Source organism: Undibacterium sp. Ji50W (assembly GCF_049340445.1).
Classification (GTDB): domain Bacteria; phylum Pseudomonadota; class Gammaproteobacteria; order Burkholderiales; family Burkholderiaceae_D; genus Undibacterium.
The window spans coordinates 63,307-79,728 of sequence record NZ_JBMPOX010000002.1; the positions used below are offsets into that span (position 1 = coordinate 63,307).

Consider the following 16,422-nt stretch of genomic DNA (forward strand, 5'->3'; position numbering starts at 1 on the left):
GCAGACTGTTGTTCGGCACCACGCGCGCTTCGCGCATCGTCTCTGTTTCCGCTCTATTCTTTGCTGTCTGCGCATTTGGCGCAGTGGGCGTAGCGCCGCTGGCACCTGATGCCTCGGACTTGCCAGTCAAGAGAATCACCGAAGAACTGTCCCTGCCAAAACTGGAAGACCAGGTTGCTGCGCTCGAAGCGAGTGAGCAACAATTCATCAGGGAAGCGACCTTCAAGAGCAGTGAACCATTGAGTACATTCTTGCAACGCATCGGTGTTGACGATGACGAAGCAAGCCAGTTTATCAAGTCAGACAGTATTGCCCGCAGCATGTTGCAGTTCCGGGCGGACAAGACCGTTGCAGTCAAAACGGATGATGAAGGTGAACTGTTGTGGTTGCAGACAACCGTCTCAGATGGCCCCGACAAGCCCGTCAGAAATATCGTCATCAAGCGTGATGCCAATGGTAAATTGGCATCCTCCGACATCACTGCCAGTCTGGAAAGACGGGTGGAAATGGCGACAGCCTATATCCGCACCGCGTTTTACCCGGCAGCCGATGATGCCTTGATTCCTTATAACGTCACCGAACAGGTCAAGACCATGTTCGAAACCAGTGTTGATTATCAGCGCCTGCAAAAGGGTGACTACTTCAACATCGTCTATGAAAGTTTTTGGCAAAACGGTGAACGTGTACGCACTGGCCGTGTGCTGGCCGGCGAATTCAGCAATTCTGGCAAACTGTACCAGGCCGCCTGGTTTGAAGAAACGGGTGGCAAGGGCGGTTATTACACCTTTGACGGCAAATCATTGAAAAAAGCCTTCCTGAAATCACCGATAGAATTTACCCGCGTTTCTTCTGGCTTTTCCATGCGCGTACATCCTATCTCTGGTCAATGGAAAGCCCATAAAGGCGTCGATTTTGCGGCCGCCACTGGCACCCCGATACGTGCTTCTGCTGATGGCGTAGTTGATTCAGCGGCTCCCAGCAATGGTTATGGCAACCTGGTCGTGCTCAAGCACTGGAATAACTACAGCACGGCCTATGCCCATATGAGCCGCTTTGCTGCGGGCATCCACAAGGGCAGCAAGGTTAGCCAGGGTGAGGTCATTGGTTATGTCGGTACGACAGGCTGGTCTACCGGCCCGCATTTGCATTATGAATTCCGCGTCAACAATGAGGCACGCGACCCCATGTCCATCAACATGACGGAAGCCGCACCATTGGCCGCGAATGAAATGAACCGTTTCAAAGGTTTTGCCGGTGATATGAACCACAGGTTCAATCTCTTGCATCCTGAACGCATGACGGAAGTCATGAAACTGGCATCGCGTTAAGCTTGCAATAAGCTTAGCCAACATTTGTCCGTTTCATCCATGCCCGCTTGTTTTGTCACATTCTTGTTGGCAGTATGAGCGGGCATGTTGCGTATACCGTGCGCAAAGCCAGGGTCGCAGATTGCTGGCCGATGCAGGTTAGCATCTTCCAGATGAGTGAAGAGAAAATCGAAAACAGAATTTTTTCCAAAATGCTGTAATCTTCAGGAAACCTCCGTTCCATCTTCAAAGCGAGCACAAGCATGCCAGTCCATCCAGAAAACAGTGCACCCGTCTACCTGGGTCTGATGTCCGGTACCAGTCTGGATGGCGTTGATGGTGTGCTGGTCCGCTTTCCAGAAAGCGCAGATACCAACGATACCGCTGCTGCTATGCAGATTATCGCCAGTGCCTACGTACCTTTTGATGACGCCTTGCGGCAGCAGGCCATGGCCTTGCAACAGCCAGGCGGGAATGAAATTCATCACGAAGCCTTGCTGGCGAATGCACTGGCGCGTTGCTATGCAGCCTGCGTCCATGCCTTGCAGGCCAAATCACCCGCCAGCCCTATTTGCGCCATCGGCGTGCATGGACAAACCATACGCCACCGACCAGAACTGGGCTATACCCGCCAGACCAATAACCCGGCATTGCTGGCCGAGTTGACGGGCGTGGATGTGATTGCCGATTTCCGCAGCCGCGATGTGGCTGCTGGCGGGCAGGGGGCACCGCTGGTGCCGGCTTTCCATCGCGCCGTCTTTGGCAAGCCTGGCAGTTGCCGCGTGGTGGCCAATATTGGTGGCATCAGCAATATCAGCATCCTGGCGAAAGATGGACATACCCTGGGTTTTGATACCGGCCCCGGCAATGTACTGATGGATGCCTGGATACAAAAGCATCACGGCAAAAGCTATGACCAGGATGGCGCCTGGGCTGCCCAGGGGCATGTCATCCCTGCTTTGTTGCAGCAATTGATGTCCGAAGCCTATCTTCAATTGCCCGCCCCTAAAAGCACGGGGCGCGATTTATTCCACATGGCATGGTTGCAAGACAAACTGCAGAATTTTGCGCAGGCACAGGCAGTTGATGTGCAAGCCAGCCTGTGCGAATTGACTGCCCAGACCTTGGCCAATGACATCGTGCGGCACGCGGCGCAGGCCAGTCATGTATATGTCTGCGGTGGCGGTGCCTTCAACCATCACCTGATGCAGCGCCTGCAAAGCTTGCTGGCGGCACAGCGCTGCCCTGCGCACGTGTGCAGCACGGCAGACCTGGGTGTGGCTCCGGAACAGGTGGAAGCACTGGCCTTCGCCTGGCTGGCCAGGCAGTTCAGCTTGCGTCTGCCGGGCAACCTGGCTGATGTCACCGGTGCTGCCGGTGCACGCATTTTGGGTGCGCTGTACCCGGCCTGATATTTCTCTAGCTTTTCCCTGTGGGCAAAACGGCAGTAAGATCGTAAACGCGTTCCAAGTGAAGCCTGGAACCTCTCATTTACATCCGCAAAATGTCGCTTATTGTCATGTTGTGACCACCCGACAATACTTTCCTGTTGAAAAAGCAAGACTTCATTTTAGTGAATTTCGTCTAAAACACGGCACACCTGTTCTGGTGGCAAGCCTCCTTAGAGTGCGTATAAATGATTTAACTCATTTTTATGCCTTTGTTATCGTCGGAATTTTCCAACAACCGGCTTTTTCCCTCTCTTTTTATGTTGCATGGCAACTTGCTAATCCGGGCTGCTGATCCTAGCCTGAGGCTGCCATAACAAATATGCATCAGCTCACAGAGGCTGAGCCATTGGCACCGCTGAGTTTCATTTCAACGATAACAAAGAAAGAGACAAAATGAAAAAAAGCATCATGAAGAAATTGGTAATGTGTGTAGTCGCCCTGATGATGCTACCGGCACCATCGTGGGCATCAGGTTATACGGAAACAAAATATCCTATCGTGCTGGTGCACGGCCTGTTTGGATTCGACAACATCGGTCCTGTCGATTATTGGTATGGGATTCCTTCCGCGTTGCGCAGCGACGGTGCCAGGGTGTATGTCACCCAGGTGGCTGCCGCCAACAGCACTGAAGTCAGGGGTGAGCAATTGCTGACCCAGGTCAAGCAGATACTGGCCGTTACTGGTGCCAGCAAGGTCAATCTGATCGGTCATAGCCATGGTGGGCCTACCACCCGCTACGTGGCCTCCATCAGGCCTGATCTGGTGGCGTCGGTGACGTCGGTGGGCGGTGTGAATCGTGGTTCCAAGGTAGCAGATGTATTGCTGGGTGTTGCACCGGCAGGTTCGTTGTCGAATACCGTACTGGTATCCATCACCAATGGCCTGGCGCAGATCATCAGTTTCTTGTCGGGCCAACCAACGCTGTCGCAGGACTCGCTGGCTGCCGCCAATTCACTGAGCACGGCCGGTTCACTGAAGTTCAATGCCAAGTATCCGGAAGGTATCCCCACCACGACCTGTGGTGAAGGTGCTTATACGGCCAGAGGTGTGGCGTATTTTTCCTGGAGTGGTGCCAAGCCTTATACCAATGTGCTGGACATCATCGATCCGGCACTGGCCCTGACTTCACTGGCCTTTGGATCTGAAAAGAATGATGGCCTGGTTGCCAGTTGCTCTACCCATCTGGGCAAGGTGATTCGTGATGATTATGCGATGAACCATCTGGATGAAGTCAACCAGACCATAGGATTGGTCAACATTTTTGAAACCAATCCGGTTACGATATACAGGCAGCATGCAAATCGTTTGAAAAATCAGGGCCTGTAGTCAACAGGGCTTTGGTACTTTGGCAAACCGGATAATGGTGTAATAGAAATGGTGCAATCATATTGCACCTTATCTGTACCGTATCTACACCGTATCTTTACCTTATCCGGCCCAGGCAGCAAAACAGCTAAATGATATGCACAGGGAGCGGTAGTCAATGAGAACAGGTAATCTTGCATTTGCAGGCGCGACGACATTGTGCGTCGCTGCTTTTTTTATTTTTACTGCTTTTAAAAACGAATCCAATCCAGAACCCATCAAACTGCGCAAGGCAGACCACAGCTTTGACTTTGTCCGCTCGATGGAAGGCACTACGGGTGATGGCAGAGTCAGCCAGGATGCTGCCGGAGATTTACAGGTCAATGCCGAACTGCGCCTGTTGTTTGATTATTACCTGGCCGCCATAGGTGAAAAAAAGCTGGATGAAATCCAGGCAGAAATTGAGCGAGTGCTGACCCAGAAACTCGGCAGCAAGGCCGCCCAGCAAGCCAGGGATTTGCTGGTACGTTATATTCAATACAAGCAGGCATTGCTGGCAGTGGAAAGCAATGCGCAAAATATCAGCCCGGGAAAAACCGGCATGAGTGTTGCAGCAAGGCAGCGCTGGACTGCCATGCAGCAAGTGCGCCAACGCTATTTCAGCGACCGCGAAAACCAGGCCATGTTTGGTTTTGATGATGCCTATGACCAGGATGCCCTGGCAAGAATGGACATCGCAGAAAATAACAGCCTGTCCCTTGAGCAGAAAAAGGCCCAACTGAAAGCACTGGACGATGCCTTGCCCACCGCCTTGAAAGAAGAAAAGAATGCGCCTTACCAGGTCGTGCGACTGGAAGAGCAGGCACAAAATCTGCGCGCCAGCGGTGCCAGCGATGAAGAAGTCTTCCGCATGCGCGCTGCCGCCACCTCGCCCGAAGCAGCCGCCAGGCTGGCACAGGTAGACAAGGAAGAAGCTGCCTGGAAATCACGCATACAACAATACCTGGACCAAAAAAATCGACTGAATACCGAAATGACTTTTCATAGCGAATCAGAAAAGCAGGGTGCCCTGCAGCAGGTGCGCAATCAGTTTTTTAGTGCGGATGAGCAGCGGCGTTTGCCAGCGTATGAATGATGCCGGGTTGATTTGAGACTGAGGTTTGAAAGTGTATGGCGGGAAACATGAACTACATGCACCTCAGTATGTTTCACCAAGGCAGGGAAGGGGGATTAAGCCAGGCTGAGTTCTTCAGCCTGTTCTTCTTCAGGCACGTTTTCCAATGCTTCCATCAAGGCGCGATCGACGACTTTGTCGAGTACCAGGATCTTGGCGCGTTTTTCGCGGAAAGTTTGTTCGAGTTCTTCGGCAGAGACCTGGAAGGTCTTGTCTTTGTCACCCGTGGTGAAGATATACAGGCTGCGCATGGGGCTGACCCAGGCCAGTTTGACTTTGTTGATGCCACCGGATTTTTTGGTGAATTCCAGCCAGACGCCACGTTCCAGTTCGGTAACGGTGTCCACATGTTCGTCAGCAGGTTGCGGTGGTTCTTGTTCGATCTTGCTTTCAGCTTCGGCACGTTTTGCCAAGCGGCGTTCGGCGGCTTGCTGGGCAACTTCAACGGCAATTTCAAGCTGACGTTCTGGCGACAGATCCAGCGGCGCACGCACAATGGACGCATGGCATTCTGCCAGCTCGGCAAAGAATTGTACGCGGTCGGCATCTTCCCACTTGATCAGGCTCAGCCATTTGTTCAGGCGGGCCAGGATGGCGGGCAGGCGGTTCAATAATTCCTGGCGTTGTTGCAGTGTGATCTTGGGCTTGACGCTCCAGATCAGGTCATCCATGGTTTTGATGGCGTCTTCAACTGCGTAAGGTTTTTCTTCCTTGACGCTATAGGCCAGGGTCAGGACCTTGGTCCAGCGGCTCTCCAGGAAGCTTTCTATAAAGGCCACCACTTCACCGGTACCCACCCGCAATGCCACTTCATGCGTGGCGGCCATATTGGCCTGTTTGACTTTTTCTTTTCTCAGCGCCGTGTTGATTGGTGCCTGCAAAGCCTGGGATGCTTCTTCTTCCTCTTTCTTGATGAAAGATTCGAGGTCGTTGACGACTTCATCAAAGAGCGCAATTTCCTGGTCAAACTCTTGCTGTACACGATGCACATTACGCTGCATGGTCTGGAACAGTGGATCTTCCTGACCCTTTTTCTGATCCCATGCCAGGCTGTAACGCGACAATAATTCAATCAGACGACGTGCCGGATGGTCTTCCTGGAAAAAGAATTCCTTGTCCAGCAGTGCTGCTTTCAATACCGGTATTTGTAATACAGAAATCAGTTCCTTGATCTGGGGTGGTATGGCCTGATTACGGAATACGCTATCAAAGACCTGTGACAACAAATCCAGAGTATTTTTTTCTATACCGGTATTCGCCAGTTCCGGCATTTGCTCGCGCATTTGCGACAGGCGCAATACATCTTGCGCACCGGCCATCAATTGCTGCAGCTTGACGTTCTTTTGCAAGTCCGCCAGTTTCTGGAACATCTGGGCGCGTGCTACCAACTGTTGTTCACCACCAGCGGCAAAACCTGAATAAGGTGTTACGTCCTGACCATTGCCAGACGAGCCATCGCCGCCACTACCAGCCATGCCGCCCTGACCACCCATACCACCAGATCCACCACCGTCCATGCCTGAACCGCCTGCACCACCATGGCCACCGCCACCTTGGGCAAACTGAGCACCGTCATTGGCAGCGTTTTGGTTGTTACCAGACAGGAAGCTACGCAGTTTTTGCGACACATCACCAGGTGCTGCCGGCATGGCTTCTTTGCGACGTTCTACACTACTACGGCTGCGGCGTATGCGGAAAGACTCATGCAGATCCGGCAAGATGCCCTTGGCGACCAATGCTTCGTTCAGCGTGTTTAATATGGGTTCAAGGTCGAACAGGATTTCGGCGCGAAGCAAAGGCAATACCAGTTCATGGGTATTGATCTCTGGATCGAATTCACACCAGGCTGCATAGATGGTGTGCAAGAACATTTCGGGACGGAAAGGGTTTTGCGCAATACTTAGCGCTTCATGATCCATCAAATGCGCAAAGCGCATGTTCAGAGCAGCATACTGCTCGGCATTGTTCAGTTCCAGTGTGCGGCCAGAGCGGCTCAGGGCCAGCTTCTTGTCCATTTCTTCATACGTCACCAGGCTCAGGGCGATGTCAACAGGTGAGGCAACCGCACGCACACCCTGCAACAGGGCATCAATCTCTTTGCGGAAGCCTTTTTCAAACCCGGTAGAAGTCAGGAAATAAAAGGCGTAGGAATTTTTCTTTAGTAACTGGCCAGCGTTGAAGCTCAGGTTGGCTTCACGGGGGTCCATGCTGTGTTCAGACAGGGCCAGAAAGGCGTTCGACAAGCGGGCCGTAAAGGCATCCAGTTGTGATACCACCAAATGCGTTGCCAGTGGAATTAAACCGCGCAATACCTCATCCCGGGACTGCAGGGCAGGTCCGGTAGACGTAGGTTTATTGACGGGATTCGACATGGCAGCGATAAAATCAAGGTTATTTTACTAATGCTTGAGATGCAAAACAGTAAAAGCCAGGAAAATTCTGCAATCAGCAGGGCTCCTGGCAAAGTCTGTTGGCCCAGGAAATCAATATGGCAGGCTTGCAGGCTTCAAATGGTTGCACAAAAACTAGGCAGTGCGGGAGAAACATTTTATTACCACCTGATAAAGATTTCAGGCTCATAATTCAGACAGGCATTTTAGAAATGTGCTTCCACTATATACCGATAATTTCCACATGGAAATGTTTGAAACGCAATTTCTGCGATATTTTTAAGTATATCTTGTAGCGCGCTGCTAAAAAAGAATCCTGTTTGAACATAGCCCCTAAAATTGGTTATCAGAAACACACTAAATACATACTTTTCCCAAGTTTGATCTAAAATAGCAGGCTTAGCCGGGTTTACCCTATTTCAAACGCCGTTTTTTACTTTTGGTTTCACTTTATTTCTTTAACGGCGCATGCAAAACATTTCTTTATGACAAAAAAACAAGCAACTACAAATCATTTGGAAACATCCATACCGGCGGGCATGACATTCGAAGCCGCGATGACCGAATTGACGGCACTGGTTGCCAGCATGGAGGCCGGTGAATTGCCGCTTGAAGCTTCTGTAGGCGCTTACCAACGTGGCTCTGAATTGATTAAATACTGTGCAGCCCAGCTTGACAAGGTAGAACAGCAAGTCAAGGTGCTGGAAGCTGGAATGCTCAAACCTTTGAGCATTGATGGCACAGAGGATGCGGCATGAGTGAGGATTTTCGTCACTGGATGCGACAAACCCAAGCCGAATGCGAAACCAGCCTGGCGCGCTTTCTGCCAGACGAAAAAACTATTCCGCAACAATTGCACGCCGCCATGCGCTACGCCACACTGGATGGCGGCAAACGGGTGCGCCCCTTGCTGGTCCATGCCGCCGGGCAGTTGTTTGACGCGCCAGCCGATCTGTTGCGCCGCGCTGCTGCTGCGGTAGAAATGATCCATGCCTATTCGCTGGTACATGACGACATGCCCTGCATGGATGACGATGCCCTGCGCCGTGGCAAGCCCACCGTGCATATCAAATATGACGAAGCAACTGCCTTGCTGGTCGGTGACGCCTTGCAAGCCCAGGCGTTTCTGGTGTTGTCCGAAGGTGTCGATGGCGATGCCACCAACCGGCTGGCCATGATGCGCCTGCTGGCGACGGCTGCCGGCTCGGTCGGCATGTGTGGCGGCCAGGCGATTGATCTGGCCAGTGTCGGCATCGCCCTGGATCGCGAACAATTGGAGCAGATGCACAGGTTGAAAACCGGTGCCTTGCTGCGTGCCGCAGTACTGCTGGGTGCCATGAGCGGTAAAGCCCTGTCACCGCAAGAAAGCAAGGCGCTGGATCAGTATGCTGCCGCCATCGGCCTGGCGTTTCAGGTGGTGGATGACGTACTGGATGCGACTGCCGATTCTGCCACCCTGGGCAAGACCGCAGGCAAGGACGCCGCAGACAACAAACCGACCTTTGTCAGTCTTATGGGGCTGGATGCTTCGCGCGCATTGGCAACGCAATTGTGCCATGATGCGCATGCGGCGCTGGCGGATTTTGGTGAAAATGCCCGGCTCCTGCATGAACTGGCTGACCTGATCGTGCAGCGCCAGGCTTGAAGATAAGCCGTGATACCGTGGGGTGCGCCGTGCGCGTCACAAGCGCGCAGAGCAATCGACCGGTGCGCATGGCGCACCCTACGGGTCTGACAAGAGTTTTAATGTGGCCCGGTGAAGATTGGGATCATCTTGAATCGTGCGTAATTTGCAGTATTGTAGGGTGCGCCATGCGCACCAGATCAACAGTTAGCAGATCGAATAGTGCAAGAGGCGGTTTTGCGTAAGTCCTAAAATAGAAGAATGCGATAACATCCCTGACCATTCTGTGAATTCACAAATGATCAGACTTGTTTAGCCAAGTAACGAAAAGAACAATGACGACTTTATTGAACACCATTAATTCCCCTGCCGATCTGCGTGGCCTGTCGCGCCAGCAACTCAAGCCGCTGGCTGATGAATTGCGCCAGTATGTGCTCGATTCCGTTTCCAGGACGGGCGGCCATTTGTCGTCCAACCTTGGCACGGTGGAATTAACCATCGCCCTGCACTATGTTTTCAATACACCTGAAGACCGGCTGGTGTGGGATGTCGGCCATCAAACCTATCCGCACAAGATACTTACCGGCCGCCGCGACCAGATGCATAGCCTGCGCCAGTTGAATGGCATATCCGGCTTTCCGCGTCGCGTCGAAAGCGAATACGACACCTTTGGTACTGCCCATTCATCTACCTCCATTTCTGCTGCACTGGGTATGGCCGTGGCTGCCCGTACCAAGGGCGAAGACCGCCATGCAGTAGCCATCATCGGTGATGGTTCCATGACCGCCGGCATGGCCTTTGAAGCCATGAACAATGCTGGCGTGAATGAAGACATCAACCTGCTGGTGGTGTTGAATGACAATGACATGTCCATCTCGCCACCCGTGGGCGCACTGAACCGTTACCTGGCGCGCCTGATGTCTGGCAAGTTTTATGCGGCTGCCCGCAATGTCGGCAAATCCGTTTTGCCATCGCCCGTGCTGGAATTGGCCAAGCGTTTTGAAGAACATGCCAAGGGCATGATCGTGCCCGCCACCATGTTTGAAGAATTTGGTTTCAATTACATCGGCCCTATCGATGGCCATGATCTCGATTCTTTGATACCGACACTGCAAAATATCAAGAATCTCAAAGGTCCGCAGTTTTTGCATGTGGTCACAAAAAAAGGCCAGGGTTATAAACTGGCAGAAGCTGACCCGGTCTTGTATCACGGCCCTGGCAAGTTCAATCCGGCAGAAGGCATCAAGCCCACTGGTGCGCCAGCCAAGCAAAGCTATACCCAGGTGTTTGGGCAATGGCTGTGCGACATGGCTGCGGTGGACGACAAGCTGGTCGGCATTACCCCCGCCATGCGCGAAGGTTCTGGCATGGTGGAATTTGAAAAGCAATTCCCCAAACGCTATTACGATGTCGGCATCGCCGAACAGCATTCCGTCACTTTTGCCGGTGGCCTGGCTTGTGAAGGCCTGAAGCCCGTCGTCGCCATTTATTCCACCTTCTTGCAGCGCGCCTACGATCAACTGATCCATGACGTTGCCCTGCAAAACCTTGACGTCACTTTTGCGCTGGACCGTGCTGGCCTGGTCGGTGCCGACGGTGCCACCCATGCCGGTAATTATGACCTGGCGTATCTGCGCTGCATCCCCAATATGATCGTCATGGCTGCGTCAGATGAAAACGAATGCCGCCAGATGTTAAGCACCGCCTACCAATACCCCGGACCTGCCGCAGTACGTTATCCGCGCGGTGCGGGTATAGGTGTGCCGACCGACAAAGACTTGAACACCATCCCACTGGGCAAAGGTGAAATCAAACGCCAGGGCACGCGCATCGCCATCCTGGCCTTTGGCTCACTGGTACACCCGGCGTTAAAAGCGGCAGAACAACTCGACGCCACCCTGGCCAATATGCGCTTCATCAAACCACTGGATGTCGAGCTGGTCAAAGCCCTGGCCACCAGCCATGACATATTGGTGACGGTAGAAGAAGGCTGCACCATGGGCGGCGCAGGCTCTGCCGTGGCAGAAGCCCTGGCCGAAGCAGGCATCACCAAACCCTTGCAGATATTGGGCCTGCCCGACAAGTTTGTCGATCATGGCGACCCGGGTTTGCTACTGGCACAATGCGGGCTGGATGCAGCGGGTATAGAGAAATCAATCCGCGCCAGATTCGCCTGACCACAAAACCAAAATCCTGGCACTGAAGCACAGAAGACTGCTGACCAGCGGTCTTCTTTCACTTCCACCCTTCAATTCCTCACTGCACAAGATACTGTTTGTCTTTTGCCCGTATAGTTGTCTCAATTTCGGTTTTCAATACTGGTTTGGCGTCTTCACCTTCTGGTCCATTATAAGTCGTGATCTTGTGGCGGGCCACCACCTGCAGGTCATGCCAGCCATTTGTTGTGCCAGGTAAGATGACGATATCGCGCTCGACATTATCGGTCACGAAAATTTGACCGCTGTAGGAACATGGTGGCCCATCCACCAGGCTCCAGCTTGACATGTCCATATTTTTTAGTACCGGGCGCAGTTTCTTGCCGTCTTCTATCATCAAGGTTAGGAAGTCGTTACTTCCGCCCTCGGCACATTTTGGGCTATGACCGGTACTCATGCGCACGCCAAGCGCGCGCAGGCCAGGCGCCAGATTATAGCGGGCGGTATCCAGACGAAGGCTGCCACCAAAGATGCGGGTGCTAGCATCCAGTTCAACCTCCTCACGATACACTTGCAGTAGCTGTTGTTTGTCGGTATTTATCACTGCCATGACAAATCCCTTGACGTCTTCACGCACCTCCCCTTTCTTGTCGCGCAAATCGTGGAACAGGGCGACGACGGTACGGTCTTCATACAAGGGATGCGGCTTGCAGACCAGATCGATGAGATCACCATTTTCAGCATTTACCCTGAAGGCGAAATTGATGTGCAATTTGTCTTCCAGCGTATCGCCAATCAGGGCAGCATTGCAGGTCTGGCGCTCAAGTCTCGCCTCTGCTAGATGTGTCACATCATCGACTGCCACTTTTTTGACTGATGGCTGCACAATTGTCTTTATAGCTGCGGCCTTTGGAGAACGGACAAAGTAAGTCAGGCTGTCACCACTGACCTCACCCATGTCAGCCGATGTAGCGCTGCAATCCATGCTACGCTTTCTATCGCTGGCATCACCAGCACAGGTATTGAATGCTTTAGCCCACCACAGTTCAAGATTGCCATCGCCATCCAAATCAGATACTTGCGCAAGCTTGTTCTTGCCCTGTTCACCACGAAAACGCGCAGGCACGGTGAAAGCTTTCATGCCGCTTGTCCCTACAATAAAGAATAAGTGCGTCGCTTCTTTATCGTTCAGGCTTAATTCCAGCATTCTGTTTGCATGCCTGGGGTGACGCCAGACCACCGCGTCCAGCACTTTTACCTGACGTTTTTCGAGATCAGCGGCCAGGACTTGCATGTCACTCAGTGCGGCTCCACTCATACCATCCAGCAATTTAGCTAACCAGCCGGATTGCACTTGAACTCCCTCTTTGACGGCACCATCGGCATCTGCAAGCGGTTGTATGCTGCTCGTCTTGCTGAACTGCTGCGTCTTGTCCAGCACCAGTTTGTTATGCGCAAGTTTCAGCGAGACGGTTTGCGGCTCGGATATCCATTTCTCACATAATTCACGCAACCACACTGCGGGTGCCTGCTTGCTAAAACAGGCGGTTCCGTTTGATGTGAGTTTCTCCAGCATCAAATCACGCATGGCACCGGATTCAGTATGGTTCAGATAATCAATAAAGCGTTCACGCAGTTCAAGCGCCGATTCTGATTTGTCTGCCTGTGCAACGGGCACTTTGTCCTGCTTCAACCATTCCCAGTTTGGGGCCACGCACGGCGAAGCTGGCTTATCCGCCAGATGCAGTAATGCATATTCGCTGCTCATGCCTGCACCTGCATGTGTCAGCCACTGACTGATCAGGCTGCAATCGTCGGTGGAGGGCTTGCCCATGCGCTGCAACTCTGCCAGTACCGCATCCTTGAGTTGTGGTGACTGGTCGATATGCTCTGCCACCACGGTCCAGGGATTAACGGCTTCGTTGCGATAATCAATCTCATACAACTGGTTATTGTGTGCCATGGCCGGGATGGCAACAATGCGCAGCGCCGTCATTTGCTGCAGCGTCATTGCCAGGGCGCTTGCTGGCCAGGCGGACGGCACAGCCAGGACAGACTGGAGTTTGGCTCGCAGATAAGCCGCACGTCGCAACACTTCATCAAATTGGGGTAGCCCGTCTTCTCCGCGTTTGCCAGCTCGTTGTGATGACAGGGATGGCAAGGATGGTGCCATAGGAGCATCCAGCGCCAGCTCGCCCTCCAGCGCTTGCATGGTCTTCGCCAGTGCGGTATCAGTTGGAGCCAGGCTGGCCCACTGGCGCATCACCAGCACGCAATCATCGGGCCCTGTACCGCTGCAACGGCTGCCAGCTAGTAACTGCGTAAATTTTTGTACCAGTACCGGCATCACCTTGTCGGCGACTTTCTTGCCATCTAGCTGTATTCTGGCGACATCAGCATCAGTGAAAGCAGACCGAAAACCGATGCGTTGCTTAACGCATTGGGCAAAGTCATACTCCTGAACCGAAGAGCTGTTAGCTGCGCTTGACATGAACAACAAGTCCTGACCACGGCGGCGCCTAAATGGATTTGCAGCAGGCCCGACCCAGGCGGACTGCGGCGTGCACTTCCATAGCGCGATGAAAGCAGCTGGTTCTGCTTCCCAGTCAGGATATGGCCCGAACAGACGGATCTTCCCGAAGAAACCTGGTTCTTTCATGGCGCGTGTCGCCGTGAATTCATCTGGAAACCATGCTTCCATTTTGGCGAGTACATCGGATGGTTTGTTGAAGCTCAACAGCTTGCCACGACCGGCAAAAATCAAGCCGTTTTCACGAATAATCCTGGTTTGCTGACCTAACTGCGGCGAGTTGTAGAAAAGTTCTATGCGCTCTGGGGTCGCTTCGCGCACTACAAATTCAGAGATTTTATTTTCATTGGTTTTCACCATGGCTTGAATTTCCTTTACCAGTGCCGTGGTACTTGCCTCATCCAGCGGGGCCGAATTTGCCTGCGCTGCAGCCTGAGCGCTGCCAGTGAGCAAGAATAAAGGAACGAGGAAAGATAAGACAAAAATCCAGGAGCGAGTTTGTGTTTGCGTCAACTGATGCATTATAGTGAACCAGAGATAAGTGAAGCATTACAATACATCAAGTCCGGTTCCCGGTATATCTATGGCACCGGCTCTTTACTGGATTATGGTAAAGGAGCGAAAAAACCGGGTTATTTCAAGCAGTTCTTGCTCAAGAACGAAAACACGTCTTCAAACCATATATCACTTCCCCGATAAGAAAAGCTATGACCATCCTTTTCTGATTTGCCAAAGGGTGGGTAGATTTTCATTTCAGCAGTTTTACCCGCCTGCTGCATTTCTGCATAAAGCGTTTTGCTTGGTGCCAGGTCATAATCATTCTCTGCCTGAAAAAAGAATATGGGGGCCTGGGCAGATTTGACAGCAGTCTTCATCACATCCTTCAAGGCCGCTGCCTTGCTCCAGCTCTCGGCCCCGCCAGCGGCATCAACTGCAGCACAATACGGGTAAGCCGCGACACCAAGCACCGTCTGTATTCCACCAAAGGATTGGCCGGCAACGGCAATCTGATTCACTTGTACAAAAGATTGCGCTTTCAGCCATTGCAAGCCGGCCAACTGGTCTTGCAAATGATCAGTGCTGTGCAGGCGCACCAGGGTTGCCACCGCTTCGCTCATGCCGCCACGACGTTGCGCTGCGGCGATTTCATCGCTGATGTATGGGCCAGCTTTTGCGCTTAAACCCTGGCCCCTGCGGTATGGCATGAAGAAGACCCAGCCGCGGCTGGCAAACAAGGGGCCAAGTGCCCTGCTGGCCTCGCTGCTCCACATGCCGGATGCGCTGCCGTGGTTATATAAAACCGCAGGGAAAGGGCCATTGCCAGCAGGTTTGTACAAATCCCCGCCTAGCGTCAGTGTCCGGTTTTCAAAATGAACAATTTCAGGTGCTGTCGCACTGTTGCCCGTATCACGGCCCTGTGCGATGCTGGCAAAAAACAGGCTGGCTATCGCAGCCATGTAGAGTTTGTTTTTCATGAATGCAGTCTCATTTATAAAATGCACTTAATTGCTTGTTGATTCGTGAAACTTGTTCGTTCTGCCTGCAAGCCCGCAAAATTAGGTGGGCAAGTACAAATTTGGCAAGAAAAATTCATCATATCAGGGTAAATAAATTTTCTTGAAAATACAGAAGAAAAACAGCTATTTTGATAGACTTGTGGCCTAGTTCAACCAACCATTCTGAAATGAGAAAAGCATGCGGCTTATCCTTATCATTATTGTCATCATCGTTGCCTTGGGAAAGGTGTTTACTCAGTCAGTGATGAAGACGGTCAAAGACGAAAAGAAGGAACATAGTATTACTGCCGCAGTGGAAAAAGCCAGAAGCGAGCTACCTATGACAGTCGGTGACCGTATTCAGTTCGACAGCATCGAATACGCCAATAATGTAGTAAAAATTTATGGGAAACAGGTAGTCAGGAAAGAGCTGACAGATGAAGAAAAAGATAAACTAAAAAATATAATCAGACAAAGCTATTGCCACGGCAAAATGCAAGGCTGGTTAGAAGCAAAGGTCACCGTAGAATATAACCTGACGACGCAGCCCCGCACGCTGGACGATTTACACACCGAAACCTGGACAGTCGCCGTCAAACCAGAAAACTGTGTTTGATTTAAATTGCTGACGGGAGTTTTGACGCTGGTGTTTGGTTTGATGTATTTGCTAAGATAAAGCTGAAAGTTCGGATTCAACTACAAAACTCTAATATGGTGTTCGTGCATTCCTCGTGCTTTGGTCGTTATGCTGGATCAGTTTTCGTTGGCCGGCTACAGTGTGTCAAGACGATGTTGACCAGCAATACCAGATAAGCGTGTCGCCCGCATTGATTGCTACTTCGCATTCATTCCATTCATCCTGAAACAATAAACTCTCCCGCCATTGTGACGGGTGAGGTAAATCGATGTTTGCAAACCGTTTCAGATTGTGGGCAATTTCAGAATGGTTAGGCCATGACTTGGGAATGCCAATAGCCTTTGAAGTATCC

General features: G+C 52.1%; 12 protein-coding genes. 9 read left to right on the forward strand and 3 right to left on the reverse strand.

The window, feature by feature from the left end; translation table 11 throughout:
• The first annotated feature begins 8 nt into the window (after positions 1 to 8).
• From ACO0K9_RS05575 to ACO0K9_RS05595, 5 genes are all read left to right on the forward strand, one after another.
• Positions 9 to 1,328, forward strand: coding sequence for a peptidoglycan DD-metalloendopeptidase family protein (locus ACO0K9_RS05575; protein WP_422982651.1), 1,320 nt, complete (start codon positions 9 to 11; stop codon positions 1,326 to 1,328).
• 242 nt (positions 1,329 to 1,570) lie between these two features.
• Entirely contained in the window at positions 1,571 to 2,719 is a 1,149-nt protein-coding gene (locus ACO0K9_RS05580; RefSeq protein ID WP_422982653.1) for an anhydro-N-acetylmuramic acid kinase, read from the forward strand.
• Between the two features lie 58 nt (positions 2,720 to 2,777).
• Positions 2,778 to 3,050: a hypothetical protein gene (locus tag ACO0K9_RS05585; protein ID WP_422982655.1), complete on the forward strand. Its 273-nt coding sequence runs from the start codon at positions 2,778 to 2,780 to the stop codon at positions 3,048 to 3,050.
• 101 nt (positions 3,051 to 3,151) lie between these two features.
• The gene (locus ACO0K9_RS05590) at positions 3,152 to 4,084 is read left to right on the forward strand and encodes a lipase family alpha/beta hydrolase (RefSeq protein WP_422982657.1); all 933 of its coding nucleotides are present in this window, start codon (positions 3,152 to 3,154) and stop codon (positions 4,082 to 4,084) included.
• 157 nt (positions 4,085 to 4,241) lie between these two features.
• Positions 4,242 to 5,198: a lipase secretion chaperone gene (locus tag ACO0K9_RS05595; protein WP_422982659.1), complete on the forward strand. Its 957-nt coding sequence runs from the start codon at positions 4,242 to 4,244 to the stop codon at positions 5,196 to 5,198.
• Between the two features lie 95 nt (positions 5,199 to 5,293).
• On the opposite strand, the gene ACO0K9_RS05600 is transcribed toward ACO0K9_RS05595, so the two are convergent.
• Positions 5,294 to 7,609 carry a DUF1631 family protein gene (locus tag ACO0K9_RS05600; protein WP_422982661.1) on the reverse strand — a complete coding sequence of 772 codons (2,316 nt, stop codon included), beginning with the start codon at positions 7,607 to 7,609 and terminating at the stop codon, positions 5,294 to 5,296.
• Between the two features lie 503 nt (positions 7,610 to 8,112).
• On the opposite strand from ACO0K9_RS05600, the gene ACO0K9_RS05605 reads away from it, so the two are divergent.
• The 3 genes from ACO0K9_RS05605 (at position 8,113) to dxs (ending at position 11,428) form a co-directional block, all read left to right on the forward strand.
• Positions 8,113 to 8,385: an exodeoxyribonuclease VII small subunit gene (locus ACO0K9_RS05605; protein ID WP_422982663.1), complete on the forward strand. Its 273-nt coding sequence runs from the start codon at positions 8,113 to 8,115 to the stop codon at positions 8,383 to 8,385.
• Positions 8,382 to 9,272: a polyprenyl synthetase family protein gene (locus ACO0K9_RS05610; RefSeq protein WP_422982665.1), complete on the forward strand. Its 891-nt coding sequence runs from the start codon at positions 8,382 to 8,384 to the stop codon at positions 9,270 to 9,272. Before ACO0K9_RS05605 ends, ACO0K9_RS05610 begins: the two co-directional genes overlap by 4 nt.
• Before the next feature lie 314 nt (positions 9,273 to 9,586).
• On the forward strand, positions 9,587 to 11,428 hold the full coding sequence (gene dxs, locus ACO0K9_RS05615; RefSeq protein ID WP_422982667.1) for a 1-deoxy-D-xylulose-5-phosphate synthase: 1,842 nt from the start codon (positions 9,587 to 9,589) through the stop codon (positions 11,426 to 11,428).
• Positions 11,429 to 11,507: 79 nt separating this feature from the next.
• On the opposite strand, the gene ACO0K9_RS05620 is transcribed toward dxs, so the two are convergent.
• A complete protein-coding gene (locus ACO0K9_RS05620; RefSeq protein ID WP_422982669.1) occupies positions 11,508 to 14,450 on the reverse strand; it encodes a hypothetical protein in 2,943 nt (980 codons plus the stop codon).
• Positions 14,451 to 14,569: 119 nt separating this feature from the next.
• Entirely contained in the window at positions 14,570 to 15,412 is an 843-nt protein-coding gene (locus ACO0K9_RS05625) for an alpha/beta hydrolase family protein (RefSeq protein ID WP_422982671.1), read from the reverse strand.
• 220 nt (positions 15,413 to 15,632) lie between these two features.
• Here ACO0K9_RS05625 and ACO0K9_RS05630 point away from each other — a divergent pair, with 220 nt between their 5' ends.
• On the forward strand, positions 15,633 to 16,049 hold the full coding sequence (locus ACO0K9_RS05630) for a hypothetical protein (RefSeq protein ID WP_422982673.1): 417 nt from the start codon (positions 15,633 to 15,635) through the stop codon (positions 16,047 to 16,049).
• Positions 16,050 to 16,422 lie beyond the last annotated feature (373 nt).